The organism is Kovacikia sp. CALU 1929 (assembly GCF_056784235.1).
The window spans coordinates 1-19,612 of sequence record NZ_JBXBCF010000117.1; the positions used below are offsets into that span (position 1 = coordinate 1).

Annotated in this window: 14 protein-coding genes and 2 pseudogenes; 6 read left to right on the forward strand and 10 right to left on the reverse strand. The window is 51.1% G+C overall.

The window, feature by feature from the left end:
• Window positions 1-63: 63 nt before the first annotated feature.
• From AC1S52_RS32315 to AC1S52_RS32345, 7 genes and pseudogenes are all read right to left on the reverse strand, one after another.
• On the reverse strand, window positions 64-282 hold the full coding sequence (locus AC1S52_RS32315) for a hypothetical protein (RefSeq protein ID WP_482033163.1): 219 nt from the start codon (window positions 280-282) through the stop codon (window positions 64-66).
• A 187-nt stretch (window positions 283-469) separates the two neighbouring features.
• A complete protein-coding gene (locus AC1S52_RS32320; protein WP_482033164.1) occupies window positions 470-1,651 on the reverse strand; it encodes an RtcB family protein in 1,182 nt (393 codons plus the stop codon).
• Between the two features lie 299 nt (window positions 1,652-1,950).
• Window positions 1,951-2,562 (reverse strand): class I SAM-dependent methyltransferase, encoded by a 612-nt coding sequence (locus tag AC1S52_RS32325; protein ID WP_482033165.1) that lies wholly within the window; start codon window positions 2,560-2,562, stop codon window positions 1,951-1,953.
• A gap of 163 nt (window positions 2,563-2,725) precedes the next feature.
• A pseudogene (locus tag AC1S52_RS32330) lies at window positions 2,726-2,980 on the reverse strand (YidH family protein); the annotation flags it as partial.
• A 129-nt stretch (window positions 2,981-3,109) separates the two neighbouring features.
• Complete coding sequence (locus AC1S52_RS32335) at window positions 3,110-4,303, reverse strand: anion transporter (RefSeq protein WP_482033166.1); 1,194 nt, start codon at window positions 4,301-4,303, stop codon at window positions 3,110-3,112.
• A gap of 86 nt (window positions 4,304-4,389) precedes the next feature.
• Window positions 4,390-6,942, reverse strand: coding sequence for a ShlB/FhaC/HecB family hemolysin secretion/activation protein (locus tag AC1S52_RS32340; protein ID WP_482033167.1), 2,553 nt, complete (start codon window positions 6,940-6,942; stop codon window positions 4,390-4,392).
• A 91-nt stretch (window positions 6,943-7,033) separates the two neighbouring features.
• Window positions 7,034-9,175 (reverse strand): hypothetical protein, encoded by a 2,142-nt coding sequence (locus tag AC1S52_RS32345; protein ID WP_482033168.1) that lies wholly within the window; start codon window positions 9,173-9,175, stop codon window positions 7,034-7,036.
• A 233-nt stretch (window positions 9,176-9,408) separates the two neighbouring features.
• Between AC1S52_RS32345 and AC1S52_RS32350 the strand changes: the two genes are divergently transcribed.
• Entirely contained in the window at window positions 9,409-9,618 is a 210-nt protein-coding gene (locus AC1S52_RS32350) for a Nif11-like leader peptide family natural product precursor (protein WP_482033169.1), read from the forward strand.
• A 315-nt stretch (window positions 9,619-9,933) separates the two neighbouring features.
• On the opposite strand, the gene AC1S52_RS32355 is transcribed toward AC1S52_RS32350, so the two are convergent.
• Entirely contained in the window at window positions 9,934-10,689 is a 756-nt protein-coding gene (locus AC1S52_RS32355; protein ID WP_482033170.1) for a PEP-CTERM sorting domain-containing protein, read from the reverse strand.
• Between the two features lie 331 nt (window positions 10,690-11,020).
• On the opposite strand from AC1S52_RS32355, the gene AC1S52_RS32360 reads away from it, so the two are divergent.
• Together AC1S52_RS32360 and AC1S52_RS32365 are read left to right on the forward strand one after the other, a co-directional pair.
• Complete coding sequence (locus AC1S52_RS32360) at window positions 11,021-11,194, forward strand: DUF4278 domain-containing protein (protein ID WP_482033171.1); 174 nt, start codon at window positions 11,021-11,023, stop codon at window positions 11,192-11,194.
• A 624-nt stretch (window positions 11,195-11,818) separates the two neighbouring features.
• A complete protein-coding gene (locus AC1S52_RS32365; RefSeq protein WP_482033172.1) occupies window positions 11,819-12,103 on the forward strand; it encodes a hypothetical protein in 285 nt (94 codons plus the stop codon).
• Between the two features lie 96 nt (window positions 12,104-12,199).
• Here AC1S52_RS32365 and AC1S52_RS32370 read toward each other — a convergent pair whose 3' ends face one another.
• Both AC1S52_RS32370 and AC1S52_RS32375 read right to left on the reverse strand, forming a co-directional pair.
• A complete protein-coding gene (locus AC1S52_RS32370; RefSeq protein WP_482033173.1) occupies window positions 12,200-14,566 on the reverse strand; it encodes an AAA family ATPase in 2,367 nt (788 codons plus the stop codon).
• A 116-nt stretch (window positions 14,567-14,682) separates the two neighbouring features.
• Complete coding sequence (locus AC1S52_RS32375; RefSeq protein WP_482033174.1) at window positions 14,683-15,321, reverse strand: type I restriction endonuclease; 639 nt, start codon at window positions 15,319-15,321, stop codon at window positions 14,683-14,685.
• 223 nt (window positions 15,322-15,544) lie between these two features.
• Between AC1S52_RS32375 and AC1S52_RS32380 the strand changes: the two genes are divergently transcribed.
• The 3 genes and pseudogenes from AC1S52_RS32380 to AC1S52_RS32390 form a co-directional block, all read left to right on the forward strand.
• Window positions 15,545-17,371 carry an ArnT family glycosyltransferase gene (locus AC1S52_RS32380; protein WP_482033175.1) on the forward strand — a complete coding sequence of 609 codons (1,827 nt, stop codon included), beginning with the start codon at window positions 15,545-15,547 and terminating at the stop codon, window positions 17,369-17,371.
• Window positions 17,372-17,382: 11 nt separating this feature from the next.
• Window positions 17,383-19,200: an ArnT family glycosyltransferase gene (locus AC1S52_RS32385; RefSeq protein ID WP_482033176.1), complete on the forward strand. Its 1,818-nt coding sequence runs from the start codon at window positions 17,383-17,385 to the stop codon at window positions 19,198-19,200.
• A gap of 140 nt (window positions 19,201-19,340) precedes the next feature.
• Window positions 19,341-19,612: pseudogene (locus tag AC1S52_RS32390) on the forward strand (hypothetical protein); the annotation flags it as partial.

Below are 19,612 nucleotides of genomic sequence, written 5' to 3' on the forward strand. Positions count from 1 at the left end.
AATCACTCGCACAACCACATGTGATTTCCTAAATTCTAACATCGCTTCGATGCCACCATCCCGCTACATCGATAACCACGTTTGCACCGTGTTTCGATGTTTCCCGTTCGCTTTCGCAATCAAACAGATGCTGGGAGCGTTTTCATGCTTTAGCCAGTACAGCACTTGAAATCGTTCCTTTGAACTCTCTGTGTCCGCTTTACGTAACTGCAAAGCTAAATCATCCAAACTTTCCTTCACTTCGATTGACGTAACACCCACCATTGGCTGAGTCTGAAACACTACTTCTCAGTCTAAATCATTTGCCTTCTACTCAATTTAAATTGGTATGACTACGACAGTTGTATCCCTCAATGGCGTGTTTAATTACACCGATTTAAACGGACTTGTGGGCACATCAAAGTTCAGGAGGGGCTTGGCAGTGCCAAGCCCGTACCAGGATCTGGCGTAGTTTCAATTCAAATTGGTATTACCCTTTCACACAAACTACCTGCTTCAGAGTGGCAACCACTTCAACCAGATCAGACTGATTCGCCATCACCTGCTCAATCGGCTTGTAGGCAGCCGGAATTTCATCCAGCACCCCCGCATCCTTTCGGCATTCAACCCCCTGGGTTTGCTGGATCAGGTCATCCAGGGTGTAAGCGTTCTTTGCCTTGTTGCGAGACATAGTGCGTCCGGCACCGTGGGAGCAAGAGCAGTAGCTCTCGTGGTTCCCCTTGCCTTTGACAATGAAGGACTTTGCCCCCATTGAGCCAGGGATGATGCCGTAGTCAGTTTCGCGGGCACGAACCGCTCCCTTGCGGGTGACATAAACGTCTTCACCGTAGTGAACTTCCTTCTCAGCGTAGTTATGGTGGCAGTTGACCGACAGCAAGGGCTTGGTAGGTTTGCCACCTGCCAGGTGTTGTTCCACAATCCGCTGGAAACGAGCCATCATGACTTCACGGTTCATGCGGGCATAGTTCTGCGCCCACTGGAGGTCATGCCAGTAAGCGGCAAACTCAGGTGTACCCGCCACGAAATATGCCAGGTCTGGATCGGGCAATTTGATGTCCGTCAACCGTGACAGTTCTTTCCCAGTGTTGATGTGGTTCTGCGCCAGCATGTTGCCAATATTGCGTGAACCGGAGTGCAGCATCAGCCACACCTGGTCATTAGCATCCAGGCACACTTCGATGAAGTGGTTGCCGCCACCGAGGGAACCCATTTGCTTCATGGCTTTGCTTTCTAACTTCTGCACACCCCGATGCAGGTGCTTGAAATCACGCCAGCCCTGCCAGTTGAGGGCGTCCTTCCCTGCTTCCTTGTTCTCGTTAAAACCAACGGGAATGGCTGCCTCAATCTCCTGACGGATTTTTTTCAGCTTGCCATCGAGTTGTTCAGCGGTAAAGGGAGTCTTAATGGCACACATACCGCAGCCAATATCCACCCCCACCGCAGCGGGAATGATGGCATCTCTGGTGGCAATTACAGAACCAACCAGTGCGCCCTTGCCCAGGTGAACGTCGGGCATCAGTGCCACATGCTTAAACACAAACGGCAGGGAGGCGACGTTTTTAGCCATCTTGGTTTCTTCTGAACCCAGGTCATGGTTTGCCCAGGAAAGAACCGGGTTAGAGGTTTTCAAGTTCAACATTTCAAAAGGCATGGCTCGCCTCCTCAGATAGATAGAAAAGGTGGTAGACGGTAGGGCTGAAAAGGCAGTTGCCTGGATTCGCACCTGCTATATTTTCTGACTCCTACTAGTCACTACTACATTTTAAAGATGTAGCTACCACAACTATACTACAAATACTACAAACGAATTACGGAAAACCTTCCAAACTACAGCGACATACAAATTTAAACAAGTGTTGAATCGTCCTTTTTGCGTAGTTGATGATGTTGGGTTTCCTGCCGTCACCTCAACCTATGAGGCGGGCGATCGCACTCCCCCTTTCTATTTCCCTACTTGGTAGCAACGCCTTTGTAGAAATATCCAACCACTTTAGGGAGATTGTCTGCATAAAACTGGTCTACTTCCACGGTATCAAACTGGTTTTGGACTAATTGACGGATATTGCGGTTGAGGTGGCAACCATCGGCAAAGACTTTCTGGACTGGGGTGAGGCGATTTTGCCAGATTTGTAATTTAGGGTCGTCGCTCAGTCCATGTTCTACAAAGAAGAATTTTCCACCCGGCTTTAGGATTCGGTGTATTTCTCCTAAAGCTTGCTCTATGTTGGCGATGCTACAGAGAGTCCAGGTACTAACTACACTATCAAAGGAGTTATCTGGCATTGGCAGACATTCTCCATTGAGTACCTGATTGTTGACCGCGATCGCCGCTGCCTGAATTCGCTTTTGTGCCAGGGCATTCATACCGGGGTTGACATCAATGGTAGTGATTTTTTGGACGCGATCGGGATAGTATGCCAGGTTTAACCCGGTGCCGAAGCCAATTTCTAACACTTCGCCTGACACGCCTGAAAGAATCTGCTGGCGATACTTTGCCATGTCGGAACCGGACATGGACCAATCCATCAGGTAGGGAAGAATGTTTTTTGAATAAAATCCCATTGGAATATTGCTTAGAGGAGGAAGGGAAAGGTGCTTTGTTTCGCCAGAGGAGTAAGGGAATACTGAGAAGTCCCAAAATTATAACGATCGCAGCCATCAACCAGATGACCCATCGATTGGCGCGATAGTCTCCTCTTTCAATTTGCCAAAACACCTGATCGTAACGCCATGCGGCAACCGCAATCACCACAATACCAAAGATGACCAGACTCACCCCTAACGTTTCAGAGTTGAAGAAAGGTCGCGTCGAGTCTTCCTGCTGTGTCAGAGTTAGTTGAAGCTGTTGCAAGAAAATGCCAAAGCGGGCGATCGCAAACCCAAACCCAATCAGCGAGATCGAAGTCCGCAACCAGGCAAGAAAGGTGCGCTCATTTGCCTGATGCTCTCGCTGGCGATCGATTTTGGGATCTTCAGTCATTGTTTAGGATCTTCAGTCAATGCTCTCGGATTACAAAAATGGTGATGTTACTGTGATAGCCTCCTTCACCCCACCCTACGGGAACGCCAAAGACGAACCTTACTCCTCTCTCCGCTCCCCTCTCTTTCCTCACCTACCATACAGCCAGAAGTAGGTCAACGTTAGCGCCACAACCGTTAACGGCAACCCGAATCGCAGATGTTCCCAAAAGTTGAGGTGATGTCCCTGCTTTGCAGCGGCTTCTGCCACGATTAGATTGGCTACAGATCCCAGTAAGGTCAGGTTGCCTGCCAGGGTAGAAGTGGCAGCCAACAATAACCAGGCGCGTTCATCGGATTGGGGAATCAGATGATGCAGCAACAACACCGCCGGAACATTTGATACCAGATTGGATAGTAAAGCGGTGCCCCCCAGGATCTGGAGTGGAGTTTCGATGAGTTGGGAAACTCCATTGAGAGACCCCATTTTCTGCACCCCTGCGGTGAGAACAAATAGCCCAGAAAACATGACCAGCAAATCCCATTCCACTTTGTTTAGAAAGCGTTCAGGCTTAACCCGGCGAGTGATAAACAACAACCCGGCAGCAATCAATGATGCCTCTGCGGGAGGAAACCCGATCACAAAGGCAGTCATCATGCCAGCGGTAATCACCAGACTTTTATTGAGTAATGGCTTAAACAGGCGGTATCGCTGGGGGGAAAGCACCAGACAGGCTTTGGTTTCCCGGACTTCTGGATACAGAACCCACAGCATTCCAATTTGCACCAGCAGGCAGGCGATCGCCAGGGGAGCCAGCGCTTTCGCAAAGTCGAGGTAACTGATGCCAGAAAAGGAACCCACCAAAATATTTTGGGGATTGCCACTGAGGGTTGCCACCGAACCGAGGTTGGTTGCCCCTGCCAGTGCCAGTAGATAGGGAATAGGATTCAGGCTTAAAGCCTCAGTAAGGCTGATGATGAGGGGGGTAAAGATGAGGACGATAGTGTCATTCAAAAACATCGTCGAAAGGATGCCACTGCCAAAGGTCAGCACCACAACCAACCCGAATGGACTGCGTGCCCAATGCACCAGATAGTCCAGTGCGATATGAAAGAAACCCGATGCTGCCAGGTTGGCACTAACCACCATCATGCTGAACAGGAAAATCAGGGTTTTGTAGTCCAGCGCAGCCCAGGCTGATTTGAGATCCAGTACACCCAATGCCATCAGGGCGGCAGCTCCACACAGGGCGATCGTTGCCCGGTTCATCCGCAGTCCCGGCATGTAACCCAATCCCAGCCCCAGGTAAGTCAACCCGATGATGAGATACCGCAGAATCTCCATGCAGTCACAGATTTGGTATTTGCCGTCCCATGCTACTGCAACTCAGAGCGATTTTCAGATGAGTAAAGCACCTTCTAGCTTTTCCATCAGGGTGAAAAAATGATTGAGAAAAACAGGCTTTCTCTCAGGGATTGACCATTTTCAGTGCGGCTGTTGATCAGGGGAATGCCCCAGTCGAGCCGTGCCCGGAAGTTATCGCCAATTTTCCACTGTAGACCTAACCCGGTACTCATTAACAGACTGGGGTTGGGTTGCTCATCTCCCCGGTTCCAGCCCCGCCCAATATCAAAAAATGGCACCACCTGCACGACACTGCGCCACTTAGGGAGGCGTAAAACGGGCAGGTACATTTCGGCGGAGGCAAACATACCGTTGTCGGTTAGCAGCGTACTGGTACGGTAGCCTCGCACGGTATCGATACCTCCGAAACTGATTTGTTCGACGGGTACCAGGGGACGGTTTGCCAGTTGCAACTGGGCTTTAACGGCAAGAAGGGTATCGGGGGCAAAGGAATGCACCCAAAAGCCCCGTCCCTGCCACATAAAGAAGCGTCCGTCCGGTGGAATGGCTAACTGGGTTGCATCGAGGGCGTTGATACCGACACTGAACTCGGATTGCAGGGAGATGACATCCCGATCGCCCCGTTTAAGCCACTCCTGCCCAAACCGGAGGGCGGTAATGCGAGTTTTGCCATCTGGGTCGCTGCCTCGCGCCGGAAGTGGGAGTGGTACACCCCCGTTAAAGGATTCTAGAAACACCCCTTCATTCCGGTAATGGGTTCCCCGCAGACTTAAGGCAATCACTTCCGTTGAAGTTTGCTTGATGGGTTGGCGGATAGCAATTTCGTAGTTTTGCGATCGCCCCTTAATATCTAACTCCCGGAATGGTTCCTCAATCACCTCACCCCGGTTACTGCTGTAACTAAAACTGACGGTACCGTTACGGGCATTGATGGGAATGGCATAGCTCAGATCGAGTCCCCGGCTGCCTTCGCTTCGGTTAAAACCAAATAGCAGGCGATCGCCCAGTCCCAAAAGATTGGCATGGGTCAGGGTGATAAACTGCCGTAGTCGCCCCACCGTCGGATTGCGGGCGTTATCAATGCCAAAGGTCAGTTTGAGCGGATTTGCCTGTCTGACCTTGACATTCAAAACACTTCTGCCCGTGGTCGCTCCCGGTGAAAGTTCCGTGGAAATGCTTTCAATCAACGGATCCTGCTCCAGCAGTTTGACCACATCCACCAATTGATCAATTTGCAACGGAGCCTGAACGGCACGGGCAATCCGCTTCTCGACATAGTTAGGCGATAGGGGACGGGCAAACCAGAGAAACCCGGGCGGCTGCACCTGGACTTTGATCGATTCCAGGGACCCTTCCACCACTCGGATTTCGGGTTTTGCCCCCTCCAGCACCTCCGCAGGCACGTAGGCACCGGAGTTGATGTAACCGCGCTCGGTATACAGTTTGGTAATTGCTTCACTTGCCTTGACCAGTTCTGCCGGAGAAAGCCTGCGATTAATCACGGTTGGATCACCTGTCGCAGACAAATTTTCCGGGTCGGGGGCGATCGCCTTTTGCACCACAGCCGCCAGTTCAGCCTGGGAAAATCGGGTGTTGCCCGTGATATTCAGACGATCCACATAAACTCCTTCCTGAAGAGCAGGCGGCTTCACTGCCACTCCAGTTGGCGCTGCCCCATCAACTTGTCCGGGCGGTGTAGGGGGTTGTGCAGGTTGAGTTGCCGCTGGAGCCGTTGGCAGTGTGGGAATCCGGTCGGGGGGTAAGGCTGGTTGAACAGGTCTAGTAGTTGGATCGGTTGGGGTAACTGGAGAGGAGGTAACTCCAGATGCCGGTGGAAGGTCTGTGGAGATGCCCGTTGACGGGGGCATTGTCTGAGCAGATGGCTTCTCTACTCTTGTAGTTTGAGTCGGGGGTTTACCCGGCGTTTGGCTAATCGGGGGTGGGACAAAGATAGATTGAGCTGGTTTCTCCGTTGCGACTGGCATAGGGGGGACTGGGCGGGGAGCGATCGCAATGGGTACATCCAGTTCAGGCTGGGGAGCCTGTAACAGAGATGCGATCACTGCCACAGGATTGATACTGGAGGCAGCACTTGGAACTGCTGGTGGTGAGGAATCCTGGGTGACTGGGGGCTTCTGGGATTGGGTAGGAGCAGGGGCTGATAGGGGCGTTGCTACCACGGATGCAGGGGAACTGGCGTTGCGAAAATCCTGATTCGTGCGAATGCTAGATGGTTGAAGTGCCTGATGCCCCTGTACCTGAGCGGATTTTGGTGCTGGAGATATCCTTGCCTGCGGGGGAGCGATCGCCGAAGTATCCGGGGTAATGATCGAGACGCGATCGCGCATCGGTTTCTGCTGAAAACCTCTACTTTCAGTGGTTGCAGGGATTGGTAGCAGGGTTTCCTCTCTTTCCCGATGCCAGAGAGCAAGCCCTAGTAAAACCGTTCCAACCCCCAGACCACCTGCGAGGACAATGATCCCAACGGCTTTCAGGCGATCGGATAAAGGAATTTGAAGAGAATTCGATTGGCTGAAGTGATTATTATCGCTTTCCCCCCGTCTGTCCCCTAAACCCTGCGCCTCAGAATCAGGCAGCGATTGCTTAATCTCATCCATTGACCTCAACCTCTTCCTCCGATGGCGCTGACCAGCCGCATGAAAGCTAAAGACCAGTAGACAACAAGTATTCAGTGGTAGCGATCCCCCTTCACTCCTTCCCCCTTTCCCCCCTCACCTGCCTTAAAGGCACCAATCCCGCCGATTGCAGCAATCGCTGTCCCTCGATCGTTCGCATCAGTTCAACAAATTTTTTACCGATCGCAGATCGCCGGTTATCTCGCGGGTAGACCACTAAAACTGGGTAGCTGAGTGGATAGGCATTCGTCTGAAAGCGCTCAGGATCTGGAGCGTAAGCGCCCTTACGGGCGCACAAATCGGTTTCTGGACTGATATCCTGTCCATTGCTCAAAACAAGGGCTTGTACTGCTGGTTTTCCGTCCTGGCTAAGCGCCAGCGGATAAACCGAACATTGCCCTGACATTTCACTCAAGGGAGTAAACCCAAGACTACCAATGTTGCGGTCTTCAAAATCCCGGATAATCTGACGCAAAAGTTCAATGGCAGGGAATGACTGAATATAAGGCAATCCTTGAAGACTTCTAGAATTCAATACCCGTTGCTCAAAGATGGCGATCGCCTCCGGGTTTTTGGAAGCATAGCGCTGCGCCTTCAACGGGGGACCTCCCAGGGATTTCCATTGGTCAATCTGATCGACATAGAGTTTCTGCACCTGCTCCAGTGTGAGTTGCCCCTTTAACGCGGTCGGAAGTCCCTGTTGGCGCTCAGAGTAGCTAAACGAAACTACGGCTGCCAGACCATCGTAGGCAATTTCCTGTGCCATTAAATCTCCAGGCAATTCATCAAGCAACGGCAGCACAGCAAAGTCCACCTCCCCCAGTCGCACCTGTTGCAACACCTGATCCAGGGAGCGGGTGGGCGCATACTGTAAGCGAAGCTTGGGTTGGGCGATCGCCAGTGCCTGCATCAAACTCTGCCCCGGCTGTAGCAGGTTTGGCTGTTGCAGCACCGTCCACCAGGTTCCCCCCTGAACGGATGTGTAGGTAAACTCCCCAGCGGGAATTCCGCTAATTTCGCTCAGGCAGCAGGTGGAAACCGAAACCTGGGGGGTAGAAGAAACCCGGGCTGCGGTTGGACGTAAGCGGGGAAACAGCATCCATGCGCCAACCAATAGCCCCAACAACCCCAGAAGCAGCAAGGGAGAGAATCGCTTAGAGGGGGAAATTGGAGTGGTGCCGTCCTCCAGGGCAGAAATGGCCATGGGCGATCGCGGCACTTGGCGCAGCAGTTCCCGCCGGGCAGTTTCGGCGCTGTCAAACTTAGCGGTGCGCAATGCGTCCAGGAAGTACTTAAACGTTGGGTCGATGGCAAGCCGGTCATCCGGTTCCAGCCCTTGTAGCAGAGTGGCTCCCAGATCGCCAACCGCCCGAAGGTCCTGCTGAATACTGTCTGTGGTTGCCTGAGTGGATCGCTTTTGCTTGTCCGCTGGATCAAAACACTGCTCCCAGAGCAGCAAATCAGAGAGGTAGACAAAAGGGCGGGCTTGTTGCTCTGTCCAAAGCACACTGTCCAGGTTTAAGTTGCCGTGAATCAGTCCATTCTGAATGGCATCCGATGGAAAACTAAACTTTTGCTTGTGCAGAAAATCCAGGCTTTGTAAAATCTGGCTCAAAATTTCCCGCACCTGCTCCAGCGGTAGCACCTTGTGACGGTGGAGATAATGCCGCAAGGTTGGGGATTGATCGTGTGCCTCAGTGACCAGAAAACAGCGCTCATGAGACTCGCTATCGGCGATCGCCTCAAACGGCTGAATCACTCGAAAGTCCTGGAACCGCCCATCTGCCAGTTGTATCCCAGCCAATCGCTTAAACTGATTCTGTTGCTGAAGCGCTTCTGCCTTGGTGAAATTTGATACGGGCAATAGGAATTCTTTGATGGTGACGGGACGTTTAGAAGTCGTCTCAACTGCTCCAAACAAATGCCCGTTTCCCCGCTGTCCCAGATAGGTTTCAGCTTTGTAGTATCCCAACCGCCCCCGAATCTCAGAACGCTCCAGAATTCCTAAAATTGTGATATCTGGCTTCAGGGGAAGGGCTTCAACCGTAGCCGCTTCTGAGAGGTCGCGCTGGGGAGGAAACAGTTCCGGGCGCAATTCCTCTAAAACATCTTTGAGCCATGCATACCGCCCCAGGTAGCTATACAAGTTAATCCGGGTCGGAATGGGATACCGCCGGAGAAACGATCGCAGGAGTACGGCAACAACCTTTTGCATAACCCTTTCACATAAAATATTTGGCGGTTTTATAGATTACTCATCAGCCATTTTTAGATTGGTGGCTAACCGTTTGAACGGTTGCATGAGTGGTTCAGACCATTGCGGTGATGCTATTAGCAGAATAGGGCGATCGCCCGCTAAGGAAAACCTGACGGAAGTTAGTACTGGTTGCCTAAAAAAAGTTGCTATTCTGCCTGTGAACACCAATCCCAGCGAGGAGCACCATCGACATGGCAAAGGAAGCTGTCGCCCAACTGTTCCGTGTTGCCCAGGCTAACCCGCCTCTGCGGGAACATCTGAGTACCGCCGTCAGTGTCGAGCAATTTATTGAGATGGCAAAGACCTATGGCTATGAATTTACGCTGGAAGAGTGGCAATCCATGACCGGGTTTTCGGTGGAGGAAATTCCAGGTGAGGTTTCTGAAATTCCAGGACTGTAGATATAGCGTTTCCTTTCTGGGTGAGGTACATCTTATCTTTTTGACTCAAGGGTTCTACAGCTATCCATGTACCTCACTGGATTCAAAAACGCTATAGGTAAATCTCCATCCGATAAACCTCACCAACTGAGAGATCCGTAGGTTTTCTTGTAGTTTTTCCTGGGAAAAATCTCCGTTCTCAACCTGGATGAGGTTTAAACATGATTTTAGATCCCAACTTTTCCGAAAAATTGGGGATCTTGCTATTTATGCAATAAACCCGATCGCCTTACCCTCGAAAATGGCAGCGGGCGATCGTGATCCATGGCTTTTCGCTTACGCCCTCCGTCTCTTAGCCATCCCCAAACCAAGCCCAGCCAAGCTCAGTGCAACGATAGTGCCAGGTTCAGGTACAGCAGCGGTTTGAACACTGAGCGTGTTTATCCCAATGGCGCGATCGGGGATTGAGGAGCTAAATTCGAGTCGTGAAATGTTTTCTGTATCACTAAAAACCCCTAGAAATAACGCAGAGTTATCCAAAGCCAGGGAGGACGTACCTGGTGCAGAGAAGGTACCCAGTAGATTGTTGTCACGATCAAACGCAGAAATAAAAGCGGTGAACTGAAAGGTATCATCTACAGCAATTTGGGCACCGGCTCCGCCAACGGGAGTTTCAAAACTGAGTGACAGCGGTCCTGGATTTCCAGGTGCAGGAAACTGAGTTGGAAGCAACCCGGTAAAAAGGATGAAATCACCAGGGGCAAAATTTGTTGCAATACCCGTAGCCGTTGTTTGAAACAGAAGCGGTGGAGTAATTGCAGGATTGCCTGTTGGAGGAATGGTGACGTTGACTGGTAGCCCGCCCTCGGAGGTCGCTGCAAATCCAAAAGGCAGAAGTTTGAAGGGTTGGGGCGGTACAATCGGACCCAGGCTTGCCCAGTCCAATTGGTCGTCGCTCAGGATGTCTGTACGATTGGTTGTGAATGAAAGCGTTGCACTAAGCGAAGGGGCTGCTACGACTAAAGTGGTTAGGATGGCTCCAGTTAATCCAACCACAAGCTTGATCGGGGGGTTGTGCTTGATTCTTGCCATAATAAATCGTATTCAAAGAATTATTGTCTAGCATTAATGCTTGCATATTGAGTCGGTATGGTCTAGTAGATTTACGAAGCTTTTACATTACTTTTACGTACAGGAATATACAGGGCGATCGCCCTTGACGAGAATCTTGTGACTCAGATCCTATGTGCATGTGACGGCTGACCTGGATGAGTGGTCCTTGAGTCATGCTTTGACCAAAGAAATATCACTATTCTCTTGTGGGAGGGATCACCAGATGAGATGGGAAATTCCGGCATGATTAAACCCATCAGCTCAATCAAGAGCACATCGGCAACCCCCACCCCTCAAAGGAGTTTTTCCCATGATTCTGACCTTCCTTGGCAACCGCTACCAACGCTCTGAAACTACCGTTGAAGCAACCCCAACCCAGCGCGAAGGAATGTATCGCGGCAACCGCTACACAGTTAACAGCATCCACACTCAACCTGCTATGAACGTTCAACTGTGCTACAGAGGCACTCAGTACGATCGCTAACAAGAACAACTCCCCTTCTCTCCTGTGGTCTGTCAAATTAAATTTGACAGGCAGCGAACACCCAAGAAGTTAAGGATGGCTAAATTTTGAGGGTCTACGACCCGTCAAAAATTTCCTGACGGAACATTAGTAGGCACCCCCTCTAGACAACCCCTTGCTGGTCGCAAGGGGATTTTTTGTTTGTGAGTCTGTCCGGTACCTGGAGAGATTACCAAGAGAAGATAGGAAACCCCTCCAACTTGGAGGGGCGATTTTTATGGAATCACTAGCCTTTATTGGCGAGTGAATTTCCATCATAAGGGGTGGGCGCAAGGGATGGGTGAACATTCGGCAAATAATCTCCTGGAAATTGACAAAACCGTCACCCGTCGCTTGCTTCCCGTAGAGTATGTTTCGCTCTCTGAATACTTGGGCTACAAACTGAGGCTTTGTAGACAACCACTTGTAAACACGCCGAAAGTATTCATGCATTTACAAAAAACTTCTGAACAACAACTTCAAGCTTCAAAAAAATCACCCTTCCGGGTACACCGGAATATCAGGAATGCTTCTGATTAGACATGATGCTCTATTCAGAACGAAATCAATACCTGATTATTCCAATTGCCCTAAGGAGTTCCTATCATGAAGATCAAACAAATCGTCGCTGCCTCTTTGCTGATCATTCCTATGGCTGCTGCATCTTTGTCTGCAAAGCCAGCATCGGCAGGGAGCATTGTCACCAGCCAGAACCATTTTGAGAAAACGGTGAATACCAATTCCCACAATTCCTACCGCTATGGGAATCGCCATCGGTATGGACATTCTCATCGTCACAGAGTGTGGATTCCTGGTTGCTGGAAATTTGACCGTTATGGTCGTCGTTACTGGGTTCCCGGTCATTACGAGTACCGCTATAGAACCTTCTAACTCAGACCAGTCCTCCGAAATTTTTGGAATTTCGGAGGACTAAAACGTTTACAGCCATTTTCATTTGTGTATGCCACACCGATCTATTGTTTCGCATTAATCTAAAGGCATCGCCTGTGTGGCAGTCGTCTGAAAACCGCTGTAGTTCTGAATAGCATAGATAAAGGCGATCGCACTTTCCCAGTTCACAGTTTGATTTTGTAATCGCTGAAAAGCAGTGTGAATTTGGGTGATTTCAGTTTCAGAAAGTGTTTGTGCTAAATGAAAGGCATAGGTCGGTTGGGTGTGGCTACCTGGTTCAAACCAGCGATTAATTAAAGCTTTTGTGATTAGTATTTCCGTTGCAGTACGTTCAATGGTGATCGTTGTGGTAAAGCCAGTGGCTTCAAACATTTTCTGTAAATCTGCCGCATCCCAGTTCACCATCGGATCGGAAGGTTGAGAGTAGATGGATTCTTCTGCTCGAATCAGTTTTTTGTATAGCTTTGAACTGAAGGCAGTCGGTTCAAGTAAATGATAAAGTCGTTGCGCCTCATGGGGAATTGCCTCTGCCAAAGTGATCGTTCCATTGGGTCGCAACCATGTCAAAAAAGATTGGATGATTTTGGGCTTATCCGATGCTTTCATTAATGTATTACGCCCAATAATGCAGTCAAACTGAATCGTTGGCAATTGTGCAGTTAATACCTCCGTTAAATGGGCTAGATCCGATTGCAGTACCAGAGGACGAGACAATTCTGGTAGTGCGATGGCTTGTTCAGCCAATGCGATCGCGTCCGTTTCACTATAAACACAGGCATAAACGCCTCCTTCAGGAACCTGTCGCACCGCTTCCCAGGTGAGTAGCCCACTGCCCGCGTTCAGGTCAAGAATGACATGATGGCGTTGGGGGTGGGCTAGGGCAAACAGGCGATCGCGCACGGCTCCCAATCGTTCCCCTGCCTGTCCAATAGTTCGTTGCAGCCAGCGCTCCTGCACCGAATCGGTGGCATTAAATGTCAACATTTCAGGCGTTGCAATTCCTATTCCTTCTACCAGAGCTGCCAGTTGGGCTTCCCGCCTGCGAGTCACCTGATGGCGAATTTCCGCTTCGTAACCCTGGTCAGAGGGTTGATAAAACACCTGTCCTTGCAGACTGGAAGGCAGATACTGCTGAGCAACCCAGTGGTCTCGATAGGCATGGGGATAGAGATAACCACCTCCATGCCCAAATCCTTTTTTGTCCCGGTTAGCATCTTTTAATGGATTCGGCACCTCTGCTTCCCGTTCCTGCTCGACGGTAGACAGAGCATCGAAAAAACCCATAACACTGTTGGATTTGGGGGCGGTTGCTAAGTAGAGAGTTGCGTGAGCCAGGGGATAGCGTCCTTCTGGCATCCCCACCCGATCAAAGGCTTGAGCGCAGGCGTTGACAATGGCGATCGCATTGGGATCTGCCATGCCCACATCCTCGCCTGCCAGAATCAGAAGACGACGCAGGATGAAGCGGGGATCTTCTCCCGCATAAACCATGCGTGCCAACCAGTATAGGGCAGCATCCGGATCCGACCCGCGCACACTTTTGATGAAGGCACTAATGGTATCAAAATGAGCATCCCCTTCTTTGTCGTAGAGAACCGCCCGTTGCTGAATGGATTCTTCTGCAACTGCCAGGTCAATCCGAATGGCTCCATTGGCATCAGGAGAGGTCGTTTCAACCGCCAGTTCTAGCGCATTTAAAAGCGCCCGGGCATCTCCATTGGCAACATTCACCAGATGATCCAGGGCATTTTGATCGACTTGTACATGGCGATGACCATACCCCCGCTCCGGATTGGTTAACGCCTGCTGCACCACTTTTCGCAAGTCCTCTTCGTCCAGGGGTTTCAGTTGAAACAGGCGCGATCGCGAAACCAATGCCTTATTGACTTCAAAATAGGGGTTTTCAGTCGTTGCCCCAATTAAAATCACGGTTCCGGTTTCAACCCAGGGCAATAGGGCATCCTGCTGGGACTTGTTGAAGCGATGGACTTCATCGACGAACAGAATCGTGCGCTGATGATACATGCCGCGCTTTTCCTGGGCAGTGGCGATCGCCTCCCGGATCTCTTTGACACCTGCCAGAACCGCGTTAATCGAGATGAAATGAGCTTTGGTTGTATTGGCAATAACTCGTGCCAGGGTTGTTTTTCCTGTCCCTGGAGGTCCATAAAAAATTAGCGACGATAACTGATCTGCCTGAATCGCCCGCCGCAGAAGCCTACCTGGACCCACGATCGCATCCTGCCCAACAAACTCATCCAGGGTGCGAGGCCTCATCCGTGCGGCTAACGGCGCTTCCGCTTCAGTCATGTCCTGAAGATGCTTTTCAAACAGATCCATAGGTGTGTGAGGCAGGAAACCATCCGATTGATTAATTGTGACGAGGTGTACAACCGCTCCTCCCCGGTTGATGGAATTAAATATAGCAACAGCCATTTTCATTTGTGTATGCCACACCGAGCCATTGTTTCGCATGAATCTAAAGGCATCGCCTGGGTGGCACTCGTCCGAAAACCGCTTTAAGTTTGAACAAGAAATCAGGGATCTCTAGCGATCGCCTATCCTACATCCTCCCTAATCATCTGACTAATGCGCTTTAAAATCCGCAAAGCATGATAAAGCTCTCGACTTGAGGTAAACGGGGCAAACACCCGTGATAAAGCATAGTTCTGCTGCGATTTCTGCATCAGTTTGACAAAGAAAATGTCATCGCCATTCGTCACCATCCCAAAGCTGGGTCGCTCAGCCTGAGGATTTGCCATGAGATAAGCCAGGGTTTGGGGCAAAGCAGCCCAAACTGATAATGCCGTTTTCTTTGACTCCAATACCACCACCCAAAGCTGATTGAACAACACCAGCACATCGATTCGCCCTTGCAAAACCTCTTCCCCATCATTCAATGTCAACTGAACCGATTCTTCTGCCCGTACCCGAAATGGTGGGTCATACAAGCCTGCAATCGTGAGTAGTGGAGATGCCAGCAATAAGGTAACGGTTCCTTCTAACAACTGTCCTTCAGAGCGTTGATATAGATATCGTCGTCGTAACTCGTCCAGGGAGGTTTGTTCAGCCATTGAAAGGTCAGGCAAATTAACTTGCCATTCTGAAAAAAACGATTCATCCTCCGTTCGCGACAGGTTAAATCGCCGCTCCGCCTCGGCAAGCGTGGTAATTGCTTCAGTGATAGCAATTGACATACAGCCGTTTCCCCTGGCATAAGCCACTCATCCACCCATACACTCGCTGTAACCGCGATCGCCCTTAGAAGTCGCTTCCTGAAAGCGAAGGGGTGTGTTTATGGTATCAAATTCACAATAACGCCTGGTGCCTCCGCCCAGGGATGCCACTTTTATCGCTAAAGTAAGGTCTGTGAATGGATCTGTAAGCGATATTGTGGTGTTTTGAGGAGCGAGAGGCTGAATGAAGGGATTCGTGGGACAGCAGACTGCGGGTTTCTGGCGGTATTGGAATAAACATCCGATCGCGACCGCATTCGTTCCAGTGGTGTGGGTTCTGGTTATTGGTGGAATTGCCTTCCTCTGGAATCTGGGTAGTACTGGTCTAGTCGATGAAACAGAGCCACTGTTTGCGGAAGCCGCCCGCCAGATGACCGAAACCGGAGATTGGGTCACCCCCTACTTCAATCAAGAAACCCGGTTTGACAAACCACCCCTGATCTACTGGCTAATAGCGATCGCCTACCAGACCCTTGGCGTGCATGAGTGGTCGGTACGGTTACCCTCGGCATTATCGGCGATCGCCCTGATGGGTATGGTCTTTTACACCCTATGGCGGTTTGGGGCTTCTGCGGATACTCAACCCGCTTCCCATCAACGCTGGTTGGCTGCCCTGGTTGGCTCCACCCTGATTGCCCTGCATCCCTTAACGATTGCCTGGGCAAGAACAGGAGTTTCCGACATGCTCCTGAGCGGGTGTATAGGGATTGCCTTGATGGCATTTTTCTGGGGATACGCCGATCCCCGTCCCTCATCGGCTCCTCTGCCCCCCCGCTCCCTAACTCCTTCCCTCCGCTGGTATCTTGTCTTTTATCTCTTCATCGCACTAGCAATTTTGAGCAAAGGACCCGTGGGGATTGTGCTGCCAGGATTGATTATCGGTTCCTTTCTGCTCTACGTGGGAAATTTGAAGGTGGTTCTGCGGGAAATGCGCCCACTCTGGGGTCTGCTGCTCATCCTGGTGATTGCCTTGCCCTGGTACATTCTGGTGACACTGGCAAACGGGGAAGCATTCATCGAGTCATTTTTTGGTTATCACAATATTGAGCGGTTTACGGAGGTTGTTAACCGTCACTGGGCACCCTGGTATTTTTACTTTGTGGTCGTGCTGTTGGGGTTTGCGCCGTGGTCGCTGTACCTGCCTGGGGCGATCGCCTGCTTACAGCCCTGGAAACGATCAATCTGGCATCATCAGCCCCGGTCTAGTCACCTGGGATTGTTTGCTTTTTTCTGGTTTATCGGCACTTTTCTCTTTTTCACCATTGCTGTCACTAAATTGCCCAGCTATGTACTGCCCTTAATGCCAGCGACGGCAATCCTGGTCGCACTGTGGTGGAGTGAACGAATGATCCAGGGTTCACCGTCTTCCTGGGGAGTCAAACTAAGCGGGGTTTTGAATGGGATTTTCTTTATGGCGGTGGCGGGACTGATGTTCTACGCGCCTCAACTGGTCAAGGGCGATCGCGCCCTCCCAAAGTTGGCTTCCCTGCTACAACAATCAGGACTGCCAATTCTAGGAGGAGCGATCGCCCTCTCAATTGCATTGGTCATTCTGCTGCTGGTACTGCGTCAGCAGACACACTGGATCTGGCTGATAAATACCAGTGGGCTACTTATTTTGATTGTGGTGGTTCTACTACCTGCGTCATCCATTGTCGATTCCCAACGCCAGCTTCCTTTACGGCAGTTATCCCAAATTATTTTGCAGGAAAGACAGCCCGATGAAGAAGTGGTCATGATTGGGATAAAAAAGCCAAGTGTTGTATTCTACAGCCACCAGCCTGTGACCTTTAGACTCCGTTCCCGGTCAACCTTGGGTTACTTGCAAGACAGCCAGCACGAGGCAAGCGCAAGCAACCAACCTCAAAGCCCCACGATCTTGATTTTGTCATTTCCCGACAAGCTGACTCACCTGGGTTTGCAGCCAGGACAGTATCAACGTTTGGGGGAGGCAGTTCCCTATCAGTTGGTTCGAGTTTCTAGACAGGTCATTTCTCAGTTGCCCAAATAGGAGTCAGCGGTTTGCAAACAGGGTTAGATCAGAAGCATCACCATTGGGCAATGGGACTGTTGGTAGGAGGACTGTTGGGGCGCAGCGCGATCGCCCTTTCCCTCCCCCCCGGTTTTGATGAGGCATATTACTACCTCTACACCCAGCACCTCGACTGGAGCTATTTCGACCATCCACTGCTGGTTGCCCTCTCAACCGGACTGGGTCCCTGGATCACAGGAGAAGTTTCCCAATTCACCATTCGGCTGGGCACCCTTTTGCTACACACGGGAGCGCTCTGGTTGCTATACCTCACCAGCCTGCGGTTGTTTTCCGCCAGAGCAGCCGTTTTGACCCTGGCGATCGCCACCCTGATTCCCATCTTCCTCGTGGGTTTCGGCGTACTGACCCTTCCCGATGCTCCCCTCATCTTCTTTTGGACGGCAGCACTCTATGTAGCCAGTTGGGAGTTTTTTCCAGAGCAGGGGGCAGGGGACGGGGGACGGGGGATAGGGGGCGGAATAAAGGCGTATGGCAAAATGTCCAACTCCCAACTCCCAACGCTCAACTCTCAACTCTCAACTCTCAACTCTCCTCTTTCCCTCCCTTCCTCTTCTCCCCCCTCCCCCTACTCTCCCACCTACTGTCTGGCAATCATCGGTCTCCTGGTTGGCTTATCTTGTCTGAGTAAATATCACGGACTGGCACTGGGTTTTGGGCTGGTCGGATTTTGTCTCACCAGTCCCCGTCACCGTGTAGCAGTGGGGTCTCCCTGGATGCTGCTCAGTGTCGGATTATTCATGCTTGCGATTTCTCCCATCCTGATCTGGAATATCCAGCATGACTGGGTTTCCCTCCGCTTTCAGTCTGGTAGAGCCATCCCCGATCGCGGCTACAGTCTGCTCGACCTGCTGGTGACTTTTCTCGTCGGCGTAGCCTACCTGTTTCCCAGCTTTGGCTTTCCCCTCTGGTGGGTGAGTGGGCGCGTAGCATTTGACCAGATCTGGAGAGGTAAAAGGAGCAGAGGCGCAGGGGGGAAGAGGAGCAGAGGCGTAAGCAAAGCCATCTTTCCTTCCCTATCCCCCCATCCTCCCATCCCCCCATCCCTCCATCCCCCCATCCCCCCATCCTCTCCTTTCCCCCTCCTCCTCTGGACTGCCCTCCCTCTGGTGCTGGGCTTTACCCTTATGGGTGGCTACCGCCCTATTTTGCCAACCTGGGCAATGCCGGGGTTTTGGAGTGCAACGCTGCTACTAGGGTGGAAAGCGGCGGCATGGCAACAAAATTCGCCTCGCTTAGTGCGGCGCTGGCTGTGGGGTTCCGGGATGGCGATCGCAACCTTCCTGCTGATTGCCCTGCTCCATGTCAGTCTCGGAACTCTTCAAAAGCCTGGACGCTTTGCTCTGTTAGGTGGGTTTCTATCTCCCAGTACAGATGCCTCTGTTCAACTGATGGATATTCAGCAAATCCGCTCTGGTTTTGTAGAATCGTCTCCTTTGCAAGCAGCATTGCAAACCACCGATTTCGTATTTACCAACGACCTTTTTCTGGCGGGACAAATGGGTATGGCACTGGCTCCCCTGCCCCCTAAACCCATCACAGTCCTGGACTCCGATCTACGGGGATTTGCCTTTTGGTCAACCAGCCGCGAATGGCTCAACCAGAATGGACTTTTAGTAACGCCTGAACAGAAAGCAGAAACTACCCTGGCGCAATACCAGAACTACTTTGGACGCATTCAGCCAGTTGCAGAGATTCCCATCTACCGGGGTGGGGTGATTGTTCAGGTAATTCAGGTTTACCAGTGCGATCGCCTGCTGAAGCCTTATCCAAGACCTTATGGAGAGTGAAGGAAGGGGAAAAGCGGGAAAAGCAAAGGACGAAGCGCGATCGCCGATCTGGTAGGTTGTCCCTATGATGAAAAAGTAAAGTGCGGTGAGACAAGACACCCATAAGCTTGAAGTATACAAACCCAACAAGCGAGGAAGACTTGTATGAAACCCACCGCACAAAGAAGATCATATACCGGGAAACAGTGTATGTCGGCAATGATGTTCACACACTAACCTATGCGGTTGTGGCACGACTGCAGAAAATGGAGGCAAAACGTTGGAAAACAGCAGCAGAGCCTGAGGCTTTAGGAAAACCACTGCGTAAATTTTTTCCAGAGGCTGAGATTCATAGCGCCTATGAAGCTGGATTTTCGGGCTTTGGATTACACCGAGAATTGCAGCGACAGGGGATTAAAAGCATCGTGGTTCA